Annotated in this window: 14 protein-coding genes; 7 read left to right on the forward strand and 7 right to left on the reverse strand. The window is 68.6% G+C overall.

Features of this window, described 5'->3' with window-relative positions:
• Nucleotides 1-243: 243 nt before the first annotated feature.
• The 4 genes from aroG to WS69_RS11170 form a co-directional block, all read right to left on the reverse strand.
• Nucleotides 244-1,317: a 3-deoxy-7-phosphoheptulonate synthase AroG gene (gene aroG, locus WS69_RS11155; RefSeq protein WP_059470825.1), complete on the reverse strand. Its 1,074-nt coding sequence runs from the start codon at nt 1,315-1,317 to the stop codon at nt 244-246.
• Nucleotides 1,318-1,728: 411 nt separating this feature from the next.
• Nucleotides 1,729-3,198: a metalloprotease TldD gene (tldD, locus tag WS69_RS11160; RefSeq protein WP_059470826.1), complete on the reverse strand. Its 1,470-nt coding sequence runs from the start codon at nt 3,196-3,198 to the stop codon at nt 1,729-1,731.
• Between the two features lie 110 nt (nt 3,199-3,308).
• Complete coding sequence (locus tag WS69_RS11165; RefSeq protein ID WP_059470827.1) at nt 3,309-4,136, reverse strand: carbon-nitrogen hydrolase family protein; 828 nt, start codon at nt 4,134-4,136, stop codon at nt 3,309-3,311.
• Nucleotides 4,137-4,181: 45 nt separating this feature from the next.
• Nucleotides 4,182-8,375, reverse strand: a complete 4,194-nt coding sequence (locus tag WS69_RS11170) for a YhdP family protein (RefSeq protein ID WP_059470828.1) — start codon at nt 8,373-8,375, stop codon at nt 4,182-4,184.
• Between the two features lie 181 nt (nt 8,376-8,556).
• Here WS69_RS11170 and glnE point away from each other — a divergent pair, with 181 nt between their 5' ends.
• The gene (gene glnE / locus WS69_RS11175; RefSeq protein WP_059470902.1) at nt 8,557-11,334 is read left to right on the forward strand and encodes a bifunctional [glutamate--ammonia ligase]-adenylyl-L-tyrosine phosphorylase/[glutamate--ammonia-ligase] adenylyltransferase; all 2,778 of its coding nucleotides are present in this window, start codon (nt 8,557-8,559) and stop codon (nt 11,332-11,334) included.
• A gap of 426 nt (nt 11,335-11,760) precedes the next feature.
• Here glnE and recN read toward each other — a convergent pair whose 3' ends face one another.
• Both recN and WS69_RS11185 read right to left on the reverse strand, forming a co-directional pair.
• Nucleotides 11,761-13,410 (reverse strand): DNA repair protein RecN, encoded by a 1,650-nt coding sequence (recN, locus tag WS69_RS11180; RefSeq protein ID WP_059470829.1) that lies wholly within the window; start codon nt 13,408-13,410, stop codon nt 11,761-11,763.
• 29 nt (nt 13,411-13,439) lie between these two features.
• Entirely contained in the window at nt 13,440-14,342 is a 903-nt protein-coding gene (locus tag WS69_RS11185) for an NAD kinase (protein WP_059470830.1), read from the reverse strand.
• Nucleotides 14,343-14,473: 131 nt separating this feature from the next.
• Between WS69_RS11185 and hrcA the strand changes: the two genes are divergently transcribed.
• From hrcA to WS69_RS11200, 3 genes are all read left to right on the forward strand, one after another.
• Nucleotides 14,474-15,496: a heat-inducible transcriptional repressor HrcA gene (gene hrcA / locus WS69_RS11190; protein WP_059470831.1), complete on the forward strand. Its 1,023-nt coding sequence runs from the start codon at nt 14,474-14,476 to the stop codon at nt 15,494-15,496.
• 196 nt (nt 15,497-15,692) lie between these two features.
• Nucleotides 15,693-16,760 (forward strand): ferrochelatase, encoded by a 1,068-nt coding sequence (gene hemH / locus WS69_RS11195; RefSeq protein WP_059470832.1) that lies wholly within the window; start codon nt 15,693-15,695, stop codon nt 16,758-16,760.
• Between the two features lie 5 nt (nt 16,761-16,765).
• Complete coding sequence (locus tag WS69_RS11200) at nt 16,766-17,173, forward strand: RNA-binding S4 domain-containing protein (RefSeq protein ID WP_059470833.1); 408 nt, start codon at nt 16,766-16,768, stop codon at nt 17,171-17,173.
• On the opposite strand, the gene WS69_RS34090 is transcribed toward WS69_RS11200, so the two are convergent.
• Nucleotides 17,145-17,306, reverse strand: coding sequence for a hypothetical protein (locus WS69_RS34090; protein ID WP_162836178.1), 162 nt, complete (start codon nt 17,304-17,306; stop codon nt 17,145-17,147). The two genes, WS69_RS11200 and WS69_RS34090, sit on opposite strands and share 29 nt — an antisense overlap.
• Nucleotides 17,307-17,672: 366 nt before the next feature.
• Here WS69_RS34090 and grpE point away from each other — a divergent pair, with 366 nt between their 5' ends.
• From grpE to dnaK, 3 genes are all read left to right on the forward strand, one after another.
• Nucleotides 17,673-18,209: a nucleotide exchange factor GrpE gene (gene grpE, locus WS69_RS11205; protein ID WP_059470834.1), complete on the forward strand. Its 537-nt coding sequence runs from the start codon at nt 17,673-17,675 to the stop codon at nt 18,207-18,209.
• A gap of 9 nt (nt 18,210-18,218) precedes the next feature.
• Nucleotides 18,219-18,659 (forward strand): thioredoxin family protein, encoded by a 441-nt coding sequence (locus WS69_RS11210; RefSeq protein ID WP_059470835.1) that lies wholly within the window; start codon nt 18,219-18,221, stop codon nt 18,657-18,659.
• 145 nt (nt 18,660-18,804) lie between these two features.
• A complete protein-coding gene (gene dnaK / locus WS69_RS11215) occupies nt 18,805-20,754 on the forward strand; it encodes a molecular chaperone DnaK (RefSeq protein ID WP_059470836.1) in 1,950 nt (649 codons plus the stop codon).
• Nucleotides 20,755-20,830 lie beyond the last annotated feature (76 nt).

Below are 20,830 nucleotides of genomic sequence, written 5' to 3' on the forward strand. Positions count from 1 at the left end.
ATAGGCAGAGGAGTGCAGGAACCGGTTCGACATGGTGCCGAAGACAAGGGGGCGATGTCACGCCGGAAGAACGCGTTCCTTCATGGCAGCACGAGATGGCGGCGGGCCGTTGCCGGGTCATTCGCCGCGCTCGCGTTTGTCGCGGACGGCTTGTCATCGGAGCACGGACACGCGGTCCGTGATGCCACATCGGATATGAAACCCCCGGGCGGTGCCCGGGGGCGTGCTCGATCGTCGAGGGGATCAGTTGCCGCTGCCGCGCGCGACGCGCCGCGCCTTCACCGATTCGGCGAGGCCTTCGAGCACCTTCACACTGTCGTCCCAGTTGATGCACGCGTCGGTGATGCTCTGGCCGTAGGTCAGCTCGCAGCCTTCCTTCAGATCCTGGCGGCCCTCGACGAGATGCGATTCGACCATCACGCCGACGATCCGCTCGTCGCCCGCCGCGATCTGGCGGCCGATGTCCGCACAGACCGGGATCTGGTTCTCGTGCTTCTTCGAGCTGTTCGCGTGGCTCGCGTCGATCATCAGACGCGCGGCGAGACCCGCCTTGCCGATGTCCGCGCATGCGGCGTTCACGCTGTCCGCGTCGTAGTTCGGCGCTTTGCCGCCGCGCAGGATCACGTGGCAGTCCTCGTTGCCGGCCGTCGACACGATCGCCGAGTGGCCGCCCTTCGTCACCGACAGGAAATGGTGCGGCTGCGACGCGGCCTTGATCGCATCGACCGCGATCTTCACGTTGCCGTCGGTGCCGTTCTTGAAGCCGACCGGGCACGACAGCCCCGACGCGAGCTCGCGGTGCACCTGCGACTCCGTCGTGCGCGCGCCGATCGCGCCCCACGAGATCAGGTCGGCGATGTACTGCGGGCTGATCATGTCGAGGTACTCCGTGCCGGCGGGCAGCCCCATCTCGTTGATCTGCAGCAGCAGCTCGCGCGCGGTGCGCAGGCCGTCGTTGATCTTGAAGCTGTTGTCGAGGTGCGGATCGTTGATGAGCCCCTTCCAGCCGACCGTCGTGCGCGGCTTCTCGAAGTACACCCGCATCACGATCTCGAGCTCGTTCTCGAAGCGCCCGCGCTCCTTGACGAGCCGGCCCGCGTATTCGAGCGCCGCTTTGGTGTCGTGAATCGAGCACGGCCCGATGATGACGATGAGGCGATCGTCCATCCCGTGCAGGATCCGGTGCATCGCCTGGCGTGAGTTGTAGATGAGTTCCGACACCGCTTCGCTCAGCGCGAATTCGCGGATCAGGTGCGCAGGCGGAATCAGTTCCTTGAGTTCTCGGATGCGGACGTCGTCGGTATTGTGCGGGGGCATGCGTGAGTTCTCCAGTTCGGGGCGCCGCCCGGCGAACGCGGGTGCGGCTAGCGATTCAATTCGACAAATCGGGTTGTTCGGAAAAGCCGGTGGATCGTTCCGTCTGCCGCTGCTGCGAACCGGCGGAGCGAAAAAAAACCGCCGGGTTCGCCGGCGGTTTTTCGGGAATTCGGTTGCGCTTCGCGCGCCATCACTCCTCTCGATCCGCCAGCGGTCTGAGATGCCAAAAAAAGTAAAAGTAAAACTTTGCGGACATGGCGGAAATGCGGTTCATCAATGAAGCGATAACAGAACGAGATTTATACCCGGTCGGCGCGCGGCTGGCAATCCTGTGACCTTAAAAATGCGGACGATCCGCGCAATTTCACCAATTTACGCGAATTGTCTGCGCCAAGATGCGGCAATGCCGCATTACGACGCAGTGCCGCCGACCGTCATGTTGTCGAGCCGCAACGTCGGCTGGCCGACGCCGACGGGCACGCTCTGCCCCTCCTTGCCGCACACGCCGACGCCCGTGTCGAGCTTCATGTCGTTGCCGATCATGCTCACGTACTTGAGCGATTCCGGGCCGCTGCCGATCAGCGTCGCGCCCTTCACCGGGTACGTGACCTTGCCGTTCTCGATCATGTACGCCTCGGATGCCGAGAACACGAACTTGCCGTTCGTGATGTCGACCTGGCCGCCGCCGAAGTTCACCGCATAGAGGCCATGCTTGACCGACTCGATGATCTCCTGCGGATCCTTGTCGCCGTTCAGCATGTACGTGTTCGTCATCCGCGGCATCGGCAGCGCTGCGTACGACTCGCGCCGCGCATTGCCGGTGACGGGCATCTTCATCAGCCGCGCGTTCAGCGTGTCCTGGATGTAGCCCTTCAGAATGCCGTCCTCGATGAGGGTCGTGCATTGCGTCGGGTTGCCTTCGTCGTCGATGTTCAGCGACCCGCGGCGGTTCGGCAGCGTGCCGTCGTCGACGACCGTCACGCCCTTCGCCGCGACTTGCTCGCCGATGCGGCCCGCGAACGCCGACGAGCCCTTGCGGTTGAAGTCGCCTTCGAGGCCGTGGCCGATCGCTTCGTGCAGCAGCACGCCGGGCCAGCCCGGGCCGAGCACGACCGTCATCGCGCCCGCGGGCGCGGGACGCGCGTCGAGGTTCACGAGCGCCGCGTGCACCGCGTCGTCGACGTAGCGCGACAGCACGTCGTCGGTGAAGTAGCCGTAGTCGAAGCGGCCGCCGCCGCCGCCCGAGCCGATCTCGCGCCGGCCGTTCTGCTCGGCGATCACGGTCACCGATACGCGCACGAGCGGGCGGATGTCCGCCGCGAGCGCGCCGTCGCTGCGCGCGACGAGCACGACGTCGTATTCGCCCGCGAGGCCCGCCATCACCTGCGTGATACGCGGGTCGCGGCCGCGCGCCATTTGCTCGACGCGCTCGAGGAGCTTCACTTTCGCGGTCGCGTCAAGCGACGCGAGCGGATCGGAGGGCAGGTACAGGTCGCGGCCCGAGATGCCTTTCAGCGACGACGCGGCGCGAATCTTCTGCTTGCCGCCGCCCGCGGCGGCAATCGCTTTCGTCGCCGCGGCCGCCTGGAGGATCGCGTCGGGCGACAGGTCGTCCGAATACGCGAACGCGGTGCGGTCGCCCGCGACCGCGCGCACGCCGACGCCCTGGTCGATGCTGAAGCTGCCCGATTTGACGATGCCTTCCTCGAGACTCCATGCCTCGCTGCGGGTCGCCTGGAAGTACAGGTCCGCGTAGTCGACGCGATGCGTGAAGATGTCCGCGAGCGTGCGCGTCAGGAGGGTTTCGTCGAGGCCGTACGGCGTGAGCAGGACGTCCTTCGCGAGTGCGAGATTGCGGATGCCGGGTTCGATGATGTTCATGCGGATTCGGGGATTCTCAAATTCTGAAACGGTTGTCGGACGCGCCTTCTTTCCGGTTAGATGGATCGCGGCGGCCGTCTTTCAATGGCGGCGGTCCGGCGATCCGGCGCTCATGCGAGCACGCGGTGCCGCCACGCGGGCAGGCTCTGCCGCACGTCGGCGATCTGCGCGGGATCGACATCGCCCGCGACGACGCCCGCGCCTTCGTCGCGCTCCGCGACGACTTCGCCCCACGGATCGACGAGCATGCTGTGGCCCCACGTGCGGCGGCCGTTTTCGTGCTTGCCGCCTTGCGCGGCGGCGAGCACGTAGCATTGATTCTCGACCGCGCGGGCGCGCAGGAGCGTCTCCCAATGCGCGCGGCCCGTCGTGTACGTAAACGCCGACGGCACGACGATCATCGCGCAGTCGCCCATCTTCCGGTACAACTCCGGAAAGCGCAGATCGTAGCAGACCGACAGGCCGACCCGGCCGAACGGCGCGTCGAACGTGCGCACCGCGTCGCCCGGGCGGATCGTGCGCGCCTCGTCGAACGACTCGTCGCCCTTCTCGAAGTTGAACAGGTGGATCTTGTCGTAGCGGGCCGCTTCGCGCCCCTGCGGGTCGAACACGAGCGTCGTGTTCAGCACGCGTGACGGCTCGGGCGCCTTCAGCGGCAGCGTGCCGCCGATCACCCAGACGCCGTGCGCTTTCGCGCAGTCGGCGAGAAAGCGCTGGATCGGGCCGTCCTGGTAAGGCTCGGCGAGCGCGAGCTTGTCGGCGTCGGTGTGGCCCATGAAGCAGAAATATTCGGGCAGCAGCACGAGCCGCGCGCCCGACGCCGCCGCGTCGGCGATCAGCCGGCCGGCTTCGGCGAGGTTGCGCTCGAGATCGGGCGTGCTGACCATTTGCAGCGCGGCGACCCGAAACGGCGTGGCTAAAGCATGGCGGTCGGTCATGGCGGATTCGATAGCCGAAAAAAGGGTGCGGGCCCGGCGGCCGCGTCAGTGCTCGGTGGCCGCGGGCGCGTAGCCCATCTTACCCCGATCGTTGCCGACACGCTCGATGTGCGGATGCGCCCACGATCCCGTGATCGCGTAGTTCACCGCGAACGCGTGCGCGAGCGTCTGCGACAGCGCGAGGTTCGCGGCGAGCACGCCCAGGCCGAGGAGCGGATTGAAAATCGCCGCGCCGATCGCGGCCGCGCTCGCGCTGACCTTCGGCGCGATGTGCGCGTTCAGGTCCTGCGTCTCGTGCGCGAGGTCGACCGCCCCCGTTACCGTCACTTTCGCGGGCGGCGTCTTCATTTCGAAATCCTGCGTATGCGCGATGCCGTTCTCGATCCTGCCCGTGCCCGTAATCGTCTCGAACGGCAGGCCCTTGCCGATCACGTCGCGGAAGTCGAGCGTCAGGAAGCGCGCGAGGCCTTGCAGGCTCAGCACGCCGAGCAGCTTCGCCGCGCCCGGATCGACCTTCAGGATCTGGCCGTGCGCGAGATCGAGCGACAGGCGGCCGTTCAGCGTCGGATAGTCGATCGCGGTCGGACCGCCGCGCCACGCGACCTTGCCCGACAGCGTGCCGCGCCCGTTCTCGACGGTCCTCGGCAGGCCGACGCGGTCGAGGAGGGCGCCCGCGTCGTCGATCGCGAGCGTGAAGTCGAACACGGTGCGGCGCGGCGCGTCGTCCTCGTCGACGCCGCGCGCCAGCGCGCGCCGCGACGTGCGCCAGTTCGCGGTCGCGGTGAGCTTCGCGGCCGGATTCGCGAGCTCGAGCTTGTCGAGCTGCCAGACAGGAATGCCGTTCTCGTCGATGTTGCGCGCGTCGACCTCGAGCCGGCCGATGTCGTGGCCGCGCGCGACGACCTGGTCGACGACGAGGTCGATTGCCGGCATCGCATGGTTGGTGGGCGTCGGCAAATCGATCGCGCGGCCGACGAGATCGTGCTCGGCGCTTGCCGGGATCACGAGCTTCGCGAGCCGCGCGCTCAGCACGCCCGCGCCCGTCGGGCCGCCGCCCGGCGCCCACGACAGATAGCCGGACACTTGGTTGGACGCGATGTTCGCCTGCCACAGGTCGTCGATGTGCGACGCGCCGACGATCACGTTCTCCCAGTTGCGCTTGAGCAGCTTCAGCGTGCCGAAGTGCAGCGCGAAACGCTTCGGCGCGAAGCTCGCGAGATCGATCGGCGCGGCGGCCGGCTTTTCGCGTGCGGCGGGCGACTTGCCGAAGCCTTGCGCGAACGCTTGCCACGCATCCGCATCGAGCTCGGGTACGTCGATGGCCGCGCTCACGCCTTCCTGCGGCATGTCGGGCATCCGGTTCATCCCGATCGCGCCGCGCACCGCGCGCACCGGCTGGCCGCGCTCGACGTCGAGCAGGTACGTCGCGGCGAGTGGGCCGAGCTTCAGGTCCGCGCGCTCGAGCGGCTTGGCGCCCGCCTGCGGCTCGGGCGCGAGCGCGAAGCTGAACGGCATCGGCGTGCCGGCCGGCTTTGCGAACGGCGCGGGGAAGTCGAGCGCGACGCCCGTCAGGTCGGAGCTCGCGGTGATGTCGGGCAGGCCGCCTTTCGCACCGCGCACGGCGAGCTGATACGGCGCTTCGCCGACGACGCGCTCGAGCGCGGCCGCCGCCGCGCCGCGCAGGTTCAGCCCGCGCGCGGCGTCGACCGACAGACGGCCGTCGACGTCGAACGCATAGCGGCCGTTCGCCGACAGCGAGCCGCTCGCGCGCACGTCGCCGCCGAGGAAGCGCGCGGTCAGCCGGTCGACCGTCGCGGTGTGCTGGGTGAAGCGCAGGTTGCCGCGCAGCCGCGTCAACGGCGGCACGCCGTCGGCTTCGAGCGTGTTGCCGGCGAAGCCGAGCGCGCCGTCGACGCCGACGTGCGGATGCTGAACGTGCTGCGGGATGTCGAGCTTGAGCGCGAGCGTCGCCGGCCCTTGCGCGCGCACGAGGTTGCCGATGTGGCCCGTCATCCCGGCAACCGCGCTGTGGTTTGCGTAGTCGAGCAGATCGGCGAGCGGGCCGTGCGCACGGCCTTCGATCACGAGCGGCGAATGCGTGGGGCGGCCGAGATCGTCGATTCGCCCCGTCACCTTCGTGAGCGCGACGCCCTTGTAGTGCGCGCGGTCGATGTCGAAGCGCAGCTTGTTCTGTTCGAGCTCGAATACGCCGTCGATCCCGTCGAGCGCGGGCCACACGTTCGGCGTGCCGTTCGCTAGCGTGCGCGGCGGCTGCGGCGTCGGCTCGAACTTGCCGCCCGAGAACGGCGCGACGATGTGGAACACGCCCGCCTTCGGATCGTGCTCGTACGGGAAAGTCTCGAGCGGGCCCTTCGCGACGATCGTCGCGCCTTTCTTCACCTGGCCCGCCTGCAGCGCGTGGCCGAGGTACAGGCGCAGGTGGTCGGACAGGCTCGTCGGCAGGTAGCGGGTGATGCGCGCGACGGCCGCGCGCTCGAAGTCGGCCTTCAGGTCGAGCGAGCCGCGGCCGTGGCCGGGGTTCGCGTAGCTGCCCGCGACCGCGATCGCCGCGTCGGCGTTCTCGACATGGAACTCCGGCACTGCGACGTCGACCCGCGCATGCCGCTCGCCCGGCGCGGGCGTGATGGTCCAGTTCGCGCGACCGCGCAGCCGGTCGAACGCGAGGCGCGGCTCGTCGAACACGCCGGGCACCGTGACGGCCGCGTCGACTGTGTCGAAGCTCGCCGCGCCGCCTTTCTCGTCCGCGTCGACGTGGCCCCACAGGTTCTCGACGCCCGGAATCCCCGCGCGCGGGTGGCCGTGCGGCGACAGCCCGGGCGGCGGCTCCTGCGCCTCGAAGCTGATCCCCCGCAGGTCGCCCTGGAACCGGTAGCGGATGATCGGCGCGGTGCCGCTCTGGCGTTCTTCGTCGACGAATTCGGCGCTCGCCGGCTTCGCGCGCTCGACCTCGATCGCGTAGTTCGCGACGAGCCCGCGCGGATCGAAGCGCACGAGCTCGTTGCGCAGTCGCGCCGGAAGCGGCAGCCCGCGGATGAATTCGGCGAGGATCCCGAGATCGACTCGGTCGCCGGACACGCTCAGCAACTGGCCTTCGTCGACGCTCGGCACGCGGTAGCGCGCCGTCAGCGTGTGCAGCGCGAGCGCGCGGGAGACCGGCGTGCCGTCGGGCAGCGGCGGCTGGCCGAGCTCCGCGTGCAGCCGCGACAGGTGCAGTGTGTAGTCGCGCTTCGGGTCGATCGCGACGTCCCAGCCGAAGCGCGCGACCGGGATGTCGAGCCGCGGCTGCGTCGGGCGCACGCGCAGGGCGACGTCGTAGCCGCGCAGCTCGCCGCCCGCGCCGTACAGATGGCCGTCGGCGAAATGCGCCCAGATCGCGTTGTCGATCCGGCCCGCGTACGCGGTCAGACGGATGTTCGCATAGCGCGCGAGCGTCGGCAGGTCGACGGGGCCCGTCGACAGGTACGCGTCGCCCGTCCAGTTCGACGGCTTGCCGATCGGCGCGAGCGCCTTGTGGACGAAGCGCGCGCGGAAGTCGAGCGGGCCATGGAACAGCGTGCCGTTCGCGGGCGCCTGCAGCGCGATCCGGTGGACGATGCCGTCGTTCAGCACCGCGATGCGGATGCCCTTCAACGCGAGCTCGGGCGCGTCGTGCTGCGCGTCGCGCCAGCGCAGCGTGCCGCCTCGCAGCACGATCGCCTCCTGCTTCAGCAGCCACGCGCTGAACGTGTCGTCGGCGCCCGTCTTCGTCGTCGGCACGGCGACGCCCGCGACGAAAAGGGAGCCGTCCGCGCGGCGCTCGGTCAGCAGGTCGGGATTGTCGACGACGAGGCTCGACAGCGTCGGCGCGAAGCGCGCGAGCGAGCGCCACGACAGCGCGGCCGTCGCGTGCGGGACCGACAGCGCGACGCGGCCGTCGCGGCCGCGGATCGTCAGGTCGCTGATGTCGACGCCCGGCTGCATCCCCGACCAGTGCGGCGCGAGCCGGCCGATCCGCAATTCGGCGTGGAGCTTTTGCGAGACGAAGGTTTCGATCCGCGGACGGTACTCGTCGATGCGCGGCAGCAGCAGGTAGCGCAGCCCGAGGAAGAGGGCGGCCGCGATGAAGTAGGCGGCGAGCGCGATCGCCAGCACGCCCTTGAACACGCGACGCAAGACCGGGTGATCGTGCTGCGGAGGTCCGGCTTCGGTCGTTGCGGCGGAATCCTGACGGTCGGACATGCGGCGAAGGGGCGGCGATATGGTAGTTTTGCGGACTGACGTTCAAATGTATCACACGGGTTCCCGCAGACGGCTTTCGCGACGCCGTTCGTGCGGGCTGTCCGGCCGGCCGCGTGCCTGCTCCGTGCGCCGCCCGCGCGCGGCGGCCCGCGGCCTTTCACCGCGCGACGCGCGTTTGACGATGACCGACGCCTCCGATCTGCTGTCTCTTTCCTATTCGCACTATCTCGCCCGCGCGGCCGCGGCGCGGCCGGCGCTCGCCGCGCGCATCGCCGCGTGGGCGGCCGCGCCCGTCGCGCGCGCGGCGCTCGACGCGCGCCTCGACGCGCTGCTCGCCGAAGGCGGCCAGCCGCCGTCCGAGGACACGCTGAAGAAGGCGCTGCGGCAACTGCGCATCGAGGCGTTCGGCGCGGTCGCCGAGCGCGACCTGTCGGGGCGCGCCGACGTCGCCGAAGTCACCGGCGCGATGAGCGACCTCGCGGAGGTCGCGATCCAGCGCGCGGTCGCGCTGCTGTCGGCGGAACTCGAAGCGCTGTACGGCGAGCCGCGCGGCCCGTCGGGCGAGCGGCTCGCGCTCGGCGTCGTCGGGATGGGCAAGCTGGGCGGCCGCGAGCTGAACGTGTCGTCCGACATCGACCTGATCTTCGTCTACGAGGACGACGGCGAGACGGCGGGCGGCGTCCGCACGCCGATCTCCGCGCACGAGTTCTTCACGCGGCTCGGGCGGCGCCTGATCGGCGTGCTGTCCGAGGCGACGGCCGATGGCTACGTGTTTCGCGTCGACATGCGGCTGCGCCCGAACGGCGATTCGGGCCCGCTCGTCTGCAGCCTCGGGATGCTCGAGGAATATTTCTACGTGCAGGGGCGCGAGTGGGAGCGCTACGCGTGGATCAAGGGCCGGCTCGTGACCGAGCGCGCGAGCGACGCCGCGCGGCGCCTTTCGCAGCAGCTCGACGCGATCGTCAAGCCGTTCGTCTACCGGCGCTATCTCGATTTCGGCGTGATCGGCGCGATCCGGTCGCTGCACGAGCAGATCAGCCAGGAGGCGCGGCGGCGTGCGACGATGCGGCCCGACAAGGCCGACGACATCAAGCTCGGCCGCGGCGGGATTCGCGAGATCGAGTTCAGCGCGCAGGTGTTTCAATTGATTCGCGGCGGCCAGGACGCGGGCTTCCGGGTGCGGCCGACGCTCGCGGTGCTGCGCCACGCGAGCGCGAGCGGGCTGATCGCCGAAGAGGTGCGCGCGGGCCTCGCCGACGCCTATCTGTTCCTGCGCACGCTCGAGCACCGGCTGCAATACCGGAACGACGCGCAGACGCACGCGATGCCGGTCGATCCGGCCGAGCGCGCGGCGCTCGCCGCGTCGCTCGGGTTCACCGGCTATGCGGCGCTGATGACGGAGCTCGACCGGCACCGCGCGTTCGTCGAGGCGCAGTTCGACCAGGTGTTCGCCGACAAGGCGAGCGGCGGCAAGCGCCGCGCGGACGAAGGCGCGGCGGGCTGCATCTGGAGCGGCGCGCTCGCCGACGACGGCGCCGACGACGCGCTCGCCGCACGCCTCGCCGAGCTTGGTTTCGCCGATCCGGCGGCGGTGCTCGCGCGGCTGCAGGCGGTATGGCGCTCGTCGCGCTACACGGGGCTGCCGGAATCGAGCCGCGTGCGGTTCGACCGCGTCGCGCAGCGCGCGCTCGAGGCGGCGCCGCGGATCGACGCCGCGCATCGCGACGAGACCGTCGTGCGCTGCTTCGACCTGCTCGAGACGGTTGGCCGGCGCGGCGCGTACCTCGCGCTCCTGACCGAATATCCGGCGGCGCTGCGGCGCGTGCTGTCGGTGCTCGGCGCGACGCGCTGGGGCGGCGGCTACCTGATCCGGCATCCGCAATTGCTCGATGAATTGCTCGACGACGAGGCGATCGAGAGCCCGTTCGACTGGCCGGCGTTCAAGGATGCGCTGCGCACGCGACTCGCGGCCGCCGACGGCGCCGAGCATCAGATGGACCTGCTGCGCCACGCGCACCACGCGGAAGTGTTCCGGATCCTGCTGCTCGATCTGGCCGGCAAGCTGTCGGTCGAGCACGTGAGCGACCGCCTGTCGGAGCTCGCCGACGCGATGCTCGACGTGACGATCGACGTCGTCTGGTCGCAGCTCGCGAAGCGCCACCGCGACACGCCGCGTTTCGCGGTGATCGCGTACGGCAAGCTGGGCGGCAAGGAGCTCGGCTACGCGTCCGATCTCGATCTGATCTTCCTGTACGACGATCCGGACGAGCGCGCGGCCGACGTCTACACGACGTTCACGCGGCGCCTGATCACATGGCTCACGACCGCGACGGGCGCGGGCACGCTATTCGACATCGACCTGCGGCTGCGGCCGAACGGCGAGGCGGGCCTCCTCGTCACCGACCTCGACGCGTTCCGGCGCTACCAGCTGCGCGAGGGCGACGCTGCGAACACCGCGTGGGTGTGGGAGCACCAGGCGCTCACGCGCGCGCGCTACAGCGCGGGCGACGCGCAGATCGGCGCGGCGTTCGAGGCGATCCGCGTGCAGGTGCTGACGACGCCGCGCGACGCGGCGGTGCTCGCGAAGGAGATCGCCGGGATGCGCGACAAGGTGTTCGCCGGGCATCCGAACACGAGCGAGCTGTTCGACCTGAAGCACGACCGCGGCGGAATGGTCGACATCGAGTTCGTCGTCCAGTACTGGGTGCTGCTGCACGCAGCGCGCCATCCCGAGATGATCCGCAACACCGGCAATATCGCGCTGCTGCGCGAGGTGTCGCGCTTCGGGCTGATGAGCGAAGACGAGGCGGAGACGGTCGGCGCGGCTTACCGGACCTACCGCAAGCTGCAGCACCGGCTGCGGCTCGACGGCATGGAGAAGGCGCGCGTCGAGCCGGAGCGGGTCGCGGCCGAGCGGGATGCGGTGGTCGCGCTGTGGAATCGGGTGTTCGGCGCGTAGCGGGAAGGGCGCGGAGCACGCCGGCTGCGTCCGGCATGCCGCGCCACCGTCCGGGAGTGGGCGAACGCATCCGAACGCTCGAGTCGAAAAACGCGGCCCTTCGGATCATCCCCATTGGCTTGGCGGTCGCGCGGGTCGAGGAAAGCGACAGCCGAAAACCGGGTTGTTTCGCGTTTTCATCTGGCCTCGTCCTTTTCCGAACACGGCGTCGACCTTTGATCGGGCGCGCCGTCGTCGGCCGCCGACCGGACGCTCGCGACATCGGGCGACGGCCCTGCCGGGCCGCCGTGTGTCGGCTGCCGCGCGATCCGACCGGGCGCGCCGAGCGCCGGGGCGATGCGGCAAGACCGCCGGTCCGAGACGTCGCGGGGACAGACCGCCGCCGCGACGTGCGGAACGCCGCACCCGGCGCGCGCGTGCGCCGCGTCATGCGGTCAGCATCTCCTTCGCGTGCTTGCGTGTCGTCGCGGTGATTTCGAGGCCGCCGAGCATCCGCGCGACTTCCTCGATCCGGCTCGCCTTGTCGAGCGGCACGACCGTCGATACGGCGCCGCCGTCGCCGTCCTGCCCCTTCGCGACCTGGAAATGGTGATCGCCGCGCGCGGCGACCTGCGGCAGGTGCGTGACGCATAGCACCTGCCGCATCTGCCCGAGCTGGTGAAGCAGCCGCCCGACCACCTCGGCGACGCCGCCGCCGATGCCCGTGTCGACTTCGTCGAAGATGAGCGTCGGCGTCGGGCTCGCCGCGCTCGCGATTACCGCGAGCGCGAGGCTGATCCGCGCGAGCTCGCCGCCGGACGCGACCTTCGCGAGCGGACGCAGCGGCACGCCAGCATGGCCCGCGACGCGGAATTCGACCTGCTCGAGACCGTGCGCGCTGCCGTCGGCGAGCGGCACGAGCGCGACTTCGAAGCTCCCGCCCGCCATCGACAATTCCTGCATGCCCGTCGTCACCGCCGCGCCGAGTGCCTTCGCCGCCTGCGCGCGCGCCTTCGACAGCTTCTTCGCGTCGCTGAGATACGCTTCCTTCGCCTTGTCGGCGATCGCCTGCAGCGCGGTCAGGTCGGCGGCGGCGTCGAGCTCGGCGAGCTGCGCGCGGCGCGCCTCGTGCTCGTCGTGCAGCGTCTCGGGCGGCAGCCGGAACTTGCGCGCGGTCGAGTGCAGCGCGTCGAGCCGCGATTCGACTTGTGCGAGGCGGTCCGGATCGAGATCGAGCCGCTGCGCATAGTGCGACAGCGAGTACGACGCCTCCTGTAGCTGGATCTCGGCCGGCTCGAGCGACGCGAGCGCGTCGTTCAGCGCCGGATCGTACTCGGCGAGGCTGCGAAGCTTCGACACGATCGCGCCGAGCTGCGTGAGCATCGCGTCGTCGGATTCGGAGATCGCATCGAGCGCGCCCTGGACGCCGTCGATCAGGTTCGCCGAATGCGTGAGGCGCTTGTGCTCGGTGCTGATTTCGTCCCATTCGCCCGGCTGCGGCGCGAGCTTGTCGAGCTCGGCGAGCTGCCACGCGAGCTTTTCACGTTCGAGCTGGCGCTCGCGCTCGTGCGCCTGCGCGGCCTCGATCGCGTGCGTCGCGTCGCGCCACGCGCGAAAGCCGCGCGCGACGGCGGCCGCGTCGGCGACGAGCCCCGCGTGCGCGTCGAACAGCTCGCGCTGCGCGTCCGTGCGCATCAGCAGCTGGTGCGCATGCTGGCCGTGGATGTCGACGAGCATCTCGCCCACTTCGCGCAGTTGCGCGAGCGTCGCGCTCGTGCCGTTGATGAAGGCGCGCGAGCGGCCGTTCGCGTCGACGACGCGCCGCAGCATCACCGTATCGTCGGCGTCGAACGCATGCTCGTCGAGCCAGCGTGCGACGCGGTCGTGCGGCGTGAATTCGGCGCTGATGTCGGCGCGCGCGCAGCCGGTGCGCACGACGCTCGCGTCTGCGCGTTCGCCGAGCGCGAGTGCGAGCGCATCGATCAGGATCGATTTGCCGGCGCCCGTTTCGCCCGAGAAGACGGAGAAGCCGCTGTCGAATTCGAGGTCGAGCGCGGCGACGATGACGAAGTCGCGGATCGAGAGGTGGCGGAGCATGAGTGGCGGTCGGAAGGTGGCGTCAGGACTTATGCGTCGTCGTCTTCTTCGCTCGACGGGTGTTCGTTCCAGTGGAGCTTCTTGCGCAGCGTCGCGTAGTAGCTGTAGCCGACCGGGTGCAGGAACGGCACCGTGTGCTTCGAGCGGCGCACCTCGATCGTGTCGTTCAGCTCGAGCGCCGTGAACGACTGCATGTCGAAGTTCACGTTCACGTCACGCCCGCCGATGATCTGGATCGCGATCTTCGAATCGTCCGGCAGCACGATCGGCCGGTTCGACAGCGCGTGTGGCGCGATCGGCACGAGCACGAATCCCTGTAGCTGCGGATGCAGGATCGGCCCCGACGACGACAGTGCGTACGCGGTCGAGCCCGTCGGCGTCGCGACGATGAGGCCGTCCGAGCGCTGGTTGTACATGAAGCGGCCATCGACCGATACGCGCAGCTCGGCCATCCCGGAAAAGCCGCTGCGGTTCACGACGACGTCGTTGAACGCGAGCGCGTGGTAGATCGGCTCGCCGTCGCGCACGATGCGGGACTCGAGCAGCGTGCGCTCCTCACGCTCGAAGCTGCCCGCGAGCATCATCGGCACGACGTCCTGCATGTCGGACGCCGGGATGTCGGTGATGAAGCCGAGCCGGCCGTGGTTGATGCCGATGAGCGGCGTCTTGTACGGCGCGAGCTGGCGGCCGATGCCGAGCATCGTACCGTCGCCGCCCAGCACGACCGCGAGATCGGCGCGCGCGCCGATCTCGGCGGGCGTGAGCGCCGGGTAGCCCGTGCTGCCGATCGCCTGCGCGGTGTCGGCCTCGAACACGACTTCGAAGCCGCGCTTCGCGATGCACGCGGCGAGCGACGTCAGCGGCTCGGCGATGCCAGGCGTGTTGCTGCGCCCGACGAGCGCGACGGTATGGAATTGGTGGCCGATTTTCATGCCGGCATTACACCATAGCTCGATGACGAAAAGAACCGCCCGCCGGCCCGGGGGCGGCAAAACGGGTGGGGAACGGACGATGCGCGCGGGACGCTCGCGGGCGCCGCCCGGTTGCGCTAAAATTTTCCGTCATGTTAGATCCACGCGCACGAACCCTCCTCAAGACGCTGATCGAGCGGTATATCGCCGACGGTCAGCCGGTCGGATCGCGCACGTTGTCTCGTTATTCGGGGCTCGAGCTGAGCCCGGCGACGATCCGCAACGTGATGTCCGACCTGGAGGAGCTCGGCCTCGTGTCGAGCCCGCACACGTCGGCGGGGCGCGTGCCGACGCCGCGCGGCTACCGCCTCTTCGTCGACACGATGCTGACGGTCGAGTCGCCGATCGACGCCGCCGCCGTCACGCGGCTCGTGCAGACCACGCTGCAGGCGGGCGACCCGCAGCAGAAGGTCGTCGCGGCCGCGGCGAGCGTGCTGTCGAACCTGTCGCAGTTCGCGGGCGTCGTGCTGACGCCGCGCCGCAGCCACGTGTTCAAGCAGATCGAGTTCCTGCGCCTGTCGGACAAGCGGATCCTCCTCATCATCGTGACGCCCGAAGGCGATGTGCAGAACCGCATGATCGCGACGCAGCGCGACTACACGCCCGCGCAGCTCACCGAGGCGTCGAACTACATCAACGCGCACTTCGCCGGCCTGTCGTTCGACGAGGTGCGCCGCCGGCTGCGCGAGGAGATCGACGAGCTGCGCGGCGACATGACGGCGCTGATGCACGCGGCCGTCACGGCGAGCACCGAGGAGGCCGACGACGAGGACACCGTGCTGATCTCCGGCGAGCGCAACCTGCTCGAAGTGGCGGATCTTTCGTCCGACATGGCGCGGCTGCGCAAGCTGTTCGACGTGTTCGACCAGAAGACGAGTCTCCTGCAACTGCTCGACGTGTCGAGCCACGCGCAGGGCGTGCAGATCTTCATCGGCGGCGAATCGACGCTCGTGCCGATCGACGAAATGAGCGTCGTGACGGCCCCGTACGAGGTCAACGGCAAGATCGTCGGCACGCTCGGCGTGATCGGGCCGACGCGGATGGCCTACAACCGCGTGATTCCGATCGTCGACATCACCGCGCGCCTCCTGTCGCTGACGCTCAGCCAGCAGTAACCGGTTCCGCACGCGCTTCATCGCCGTTTCATCACACTTTTGCGGCGTCCTGCGCCGTTTTCCCTCGATCGAGTCCGTCACCGCATCGTGCTGCCCCGCCGCTCGCCGCGCAATCGGCCGGACGGCCGACTGGCGGGCCCGGGCCGCCCCGCTATAATGAGTGTCGTTCGATTCGGTGCTCCGGCACGATCTTTCCATGCGTTTTGACCTCGAACCGCCGTCGCATGCGTCGGCCGCTCACCGCGTCGCCGTGCTGCTCGTCAACCTGGGCACGCCCGACGAGCCGACGCCGCGCGCGGTGCGCCGCTATCTTGCGCAGTTCCTGTCCGACCCGCGCGTCGTCGAGATCCCGCAGGTCGTCTGGCAGGTGATCCTGCGCACGATGATCCTGCCGCTGCGCGGCCGCGCGTCCGCGAAGAAGTACGCGGCCGTCTGGATGTCCGAGGGCTCGCCGCTGCGCGTCCATACGGAGCGCCAGGCCGAGTGCTTGCGGCCGCTCTTCGCGGCGAACGGCTACCGGGTGATCGTCGATTTCGCGATGCGCTACGGGACGCCGAGCATCGCCGACGTGCTCTCGCAGTTGAAGCGCGCGGGCGCCGAGCGGGTGCTGTTGCTGCCGATGTATCCGCAATATTCGGCGTCGACGACAGCCACTGCGTTCGACGCCGCGTTCGCCGCGCTCGGCCGGATGCGCAACCAGCCGGAGGTGCGTACGGTGCGTCACTACGCGGACCACCCCGCTTACATCCACGCGCTTGCCGAGCAGGTCCGCCAGTATTGGGCGGCGCACGGCAGGCCGGCATTCGATTCGGGCGACAAGCTCGTGCTGAGCTTTCACGGCGTGCCGAAGCGCACGCTCGATCTCGGCGATCCATACCACGAGCAATGCCAGCAGACGGCCGCGTTGCTGATGTCCGCGCTCGGCCTGACGACGTTCGAGTGCCGTGTCACGTTCCAGTCGCGCTTCGGCAAGGCCGAATGGCTGCAGCCTTATACGGCGCCGACGCTCAAGGAACTGGGCACGGCGGGCGTGCGCCGCGCGGACGTGTTCTGCCCGGGCTTCACCGCCGACTGCCTCGAGACGGTCGAGGAGATTGGGATCGAGGTGCGCGACGAGTTCCTGCACGGCGGCGGCAAGGAATTTCACCGGATTCCGTGCCTGAACGCGTCGCCCGCTTGGATCGCGGCGCTCGGCGAGATCGCCGCCGAAAACCTGCAAGGCTGGCCGGTGCGCGTCGCGGCGGCGCTGGAGGTCGTGAGCTGACTGCGATGAACTACAAGATATCGACTGAACCCGGTGCGCGGCTGCGCATCGACAAGTGGCTCTGGGCCGCGCGCTTCTTCAAGACCCGTTCGCTCGCGGCCGACGCGGTCGAAAAAGGGCGCGTGAAGATCGGCGGCGCGATCGTCAAGCCGGCGAAGGAAGTGCGCGTCGGCGATCGGGTCGACGTGACGATCGAGAGCGTCGTCTGGCAGGTCGACGTGGTCGGCGTATGCGACGTGCGCGGACCGGCGAGCGTCGCGCAGACGCTCTATGCGGAGACGGAAGCGGGGCGGGAGAAGCGGCTCGCGGAACTCGACCGGCGCCGGCGTTTCCGCGAGCCGGCGGCCGAGCTGCAAGGGCGGCCGACGAAGCGGGACCGCCGGGTCATCGACAGATTTTCGAATGGGAGCTGAATAGCTGATCGAACGTCGCGCGCGCGCTGCCGTATTCCGTCGTGCGTTCGGTGACGGCGCCCGATAGGCAGATGGTCGTCGTGCCGGCGATGAGTACCAGCGCGACTGCCGAAATAGCGAAGGTCAGTTTCACGGTACTCCCCCTCGAGAAGATGGGTGAAAGGGCCTCTGGTCCGGTGTCGGGCGTTGTCGGGTCAGGGTATACATGGTCCTCGACGCGCCTTTGGGAAGTGTAGTGCAGCGCACTGGCGCGATCCAGCGACCGGCCGGTAAGGGTTGTTACAGGCCGTTTCGGACTGAATCCGGGGCGGCGGCCGCGGCGCACTGCGGCGCGGCGCGATGCCTCCGGCGGGGGCGCGATTCTTGCGGAAAACCCACTTGAAATCGTTGCCTGGGGCCCCATTTGCACCGATATTGTGCGGCGTCGGCCGTTTGCGTGAAAAAGGCGCGAAGCCGGCTGCCGTTTTGGCTTTAACCTCTAAACCGACTTTCTAGCGATATGGAAAACACGCAAGAGAACCCGACTGACCAAACGACTGAAGAAACCGGTCGCGAGGCGCAGGCCGCGGAAAACGCGGCGCCGGCTGCAGAAGCCGCGCTCGCCGAGGCTCAAGCCAAGCTCGCCGAGCTGCAGGAGAGCTTCCTGCGCGCGAAGGCGGAAACCGAAAACGTGCGCCGCCGTGCGCAGGACGACGTCACGAAGGCGCACAAATTCGCGATCGAGAATTTCGCCGAAAACCTGCTGCCCGTGCTCGACAGCCTCGAGGCGGCGGTGGGCGACACGTCCGGCGATCTCGCGAAGGTCCGCGAAGGCGTCGAGCTGACGCTGCGCCAACTGCAGAGCGCGCTCGAGAAGGGCCGTGTCGCGGCGCTCAATCCGGTCGGCGAGAAATTCGATCCGCATTTGCACCAGGCGATCTCGATGGTGCCGGCCGACCAGGAGCCGAACACGGTCGTCGCCGTGCTGCAGAAGGGTTACACGATCGCCGACCGCGTGCTGCGTCCGGCGCTCGTGACAGTCGCGCAACCGAAGTAAGGGGCGGCGATGGCGGTTACGGACGTCGATGCGACTGCGTTCGCGGCGTTCGACATGCAGGAACTGGACGCCGAGAGCTTCGACGCCGGACTCGCGAGCGCGGGCGACGCGCTCGCCGTCGTCTTCTTCTGGGGCGCGCCCCAAGGGGACCTGCTTCGCGGCGTCGACTGCCTCAACTGCGAAATCGCGAAGAAGGCGATGCTCGCGAACCCGGACGCGATCCGCGCGCTCGGCCTCGAATGGTTTCACAGCAACGTCTACGAACATCGCGAGCTTGCGCGGCGCTTCGCGCTGCACGGCGTGCCGACCTGGTTCTTCTTCCTGCGCGGCAAGCGGCTCGGCCGGGCGACCGGCTGGCGCGGGCTCGCGCAGTTCGAGGCGGCCGTCGCCGCGGCGCGCGCGAAGGCGGAGGCCGCCGTCGCAGGCAAAGCGGACCGTCCCGCCGATTGAAAAAATTTAATGGCCGCATCGCCTTCGGGGTCTTGAAAACGACGCGGCCGCACTTATTTCGAGTGCAGAGTCGAATTTGGCGCGGCGCAGCGGGCAGCAACCCGCCAACGCCGCAGCGAACAGGGATTTCTGGAGATTAGGAAAAATGGGAAAGATCATCGGTATTGACCTCGGCACCACGAACTCGTGCGTCGCCGTGATGGAAGGCAATCAGGTCAAGGTCATCGAGAACTCGGAAGGCGCGCGCACGACGCCGTCGATCATCGCCTACATGGACGACAACGAGGTCCTCGTCGGCGCGCCGGCCAAGCGTCAATCGGTGACGAACCCGAAGAACACGCTCTTCGCGGTGAAGCGCTTGATCGGCCGCCGCTTCGAAGAGAAGGAAGTTCAGAAGGACATCGGCCTGATGCCCTACAAGATCACCAAGGCCGACAACGGCGACGCGTGGGTCGAAGCGCATGGCCAGAAGCTCGCGCCGCCGCAGGTTTCGGCCGAAGTGCTGCGCAAGATGAAGAAAACCGCTGAGGATTACCTCGGCGAGCCGGTCACGGAAGCCGTGATCACGGTGCCGGCGTACTTCAACGACAGCCAGCGTCAGGCAACCAAGGACGCGGGCCGCATCGCGGGCCTCGAAGTCAAGCGGATCATCAACGAGCCGACGGCTGCCGCGCTCGCGTTCGGCCTCGACAAGGCCGAGAAGGGCGACCGCAAGATCGCGGTGTACGACCTGGGCGGCGGCACGTTCGACGTGTCGATCATCGAGATCGCGGATGTCGACGGCGAAATGCAGTTCGAAGTCCTGTCGACGAACGGCGACACGTTCCTCGGCGGCGAAGACTTCGACCAGCGCATCATCGATTACATCATCGGCGAGTTCAAGAAGGAGCAGGGCGTCGACCTGTCGAAGGACGTGCTCGCGCTGCAGCGCCTGAAGGAAGCCGCCGAAAAGGCGAAGATCGAGCTGTCGTCGGGCCAGCAGACCGAAATCAACCTGCCATACATCACGGCGGACGCGTCGGGTCCGAAGCACTTGAACCTGAAGATCACGCGTGCGAAGCTCGAAGCGCTGGTCGAGGAGCTGGTCGAGCGTACGATCGAGCCGTGCCGCATCGCGATCAAGGACGCGGGCGTCAAGGTATCGGACATCGACGACGTGATCCTGGTGGGCGGCCAGACCCGCATGCCGAAGGTCTTGGAGAAGGTGAAGGAATTCTTCGGCAAGGACCCGCGCCGCGACGTGAACCCGGACGAAGCCGTCGCGGTGGGCGCGGCGATCCAGGGCCAAGTGCTGTCGGGCGACCGCAAGGACGTGCTGCTGCTCGACGTGACCCCGCTGTCGCTCGGCATCGAGACGCTCGGCGGCGTGATGACGAAGATGATCAACAAGAACACCACGATCCCGACGAAGCACGCCCAGGTGTACTCGACGGCGGACGACAACCAGGGCGCCGTGACGATCAAGGTGTTCCAGGGCGAACGCGAAATGGCGGCGGGCAACAAGCTGCTCGGCGAGTTCAACCTGGAAGGCATCCCGCCCGCACCGCGCGGCGTGCCGCAGATCGAAGTGACCTTCGACATCGACGCGAACGGCATCCTGCACGTCGGCGCGAAGGACAAGGCGACCGGCAAGGAAAACAAGATCACGATCAAGGCGAACTCGGGGCTGTCCGAAGCCGAGATCGAGAAGATGGTGAAGGACGCGGAAGCGAACGCGGAAGAAGATCACCGTCTGCGTGAGCTGGCCGATTCGCGCAACCAGGGCGACGCGCTCGTCCACAGCACGAAGAAGGCGCTCGCCGAGTACGGCGACAAGCTGGACGCGGGCGAGAAGGAGAAGATCGAAGCCGCGCTGAAGGAGCTCGAGGACGTGCTGAAGAGCGCGTCGAGCGACAAGGCGGCGATCGATGCGAAGATCGAAGCGGTCGCGACGGCATCGCAGAAGCTCGGCGAGAAGATGTACGCCGACATGCAGGCGCAGCAGGCCGGCGCAGCGGGCGCTGCCGGTGCGGCAGCCGAAGGCGCGGCGCAGGGCGGCGCGCAGACGGCCGACGACGTCGTCGACGCCGACTTCAAGGAAGTAAAGAAGGACTAAGCCGGGTCGAGGTCGGGTCGTGCCGGGCACCCATGCGAGGTGCGCGGCGCGGCCTTCCCGGGTCCGTTTCTTCACT

The organism is Burkholderia sp. BDU5 (assembly GCF_001522845.1).
GTDB classification, from domain to species: domain Bacteria; phylum Pseudomonadota; class Gammaproteobacteria; order Burkholderiales; family Burkholderiaceae; genus Burkholderia; species Burkholderia mayonis.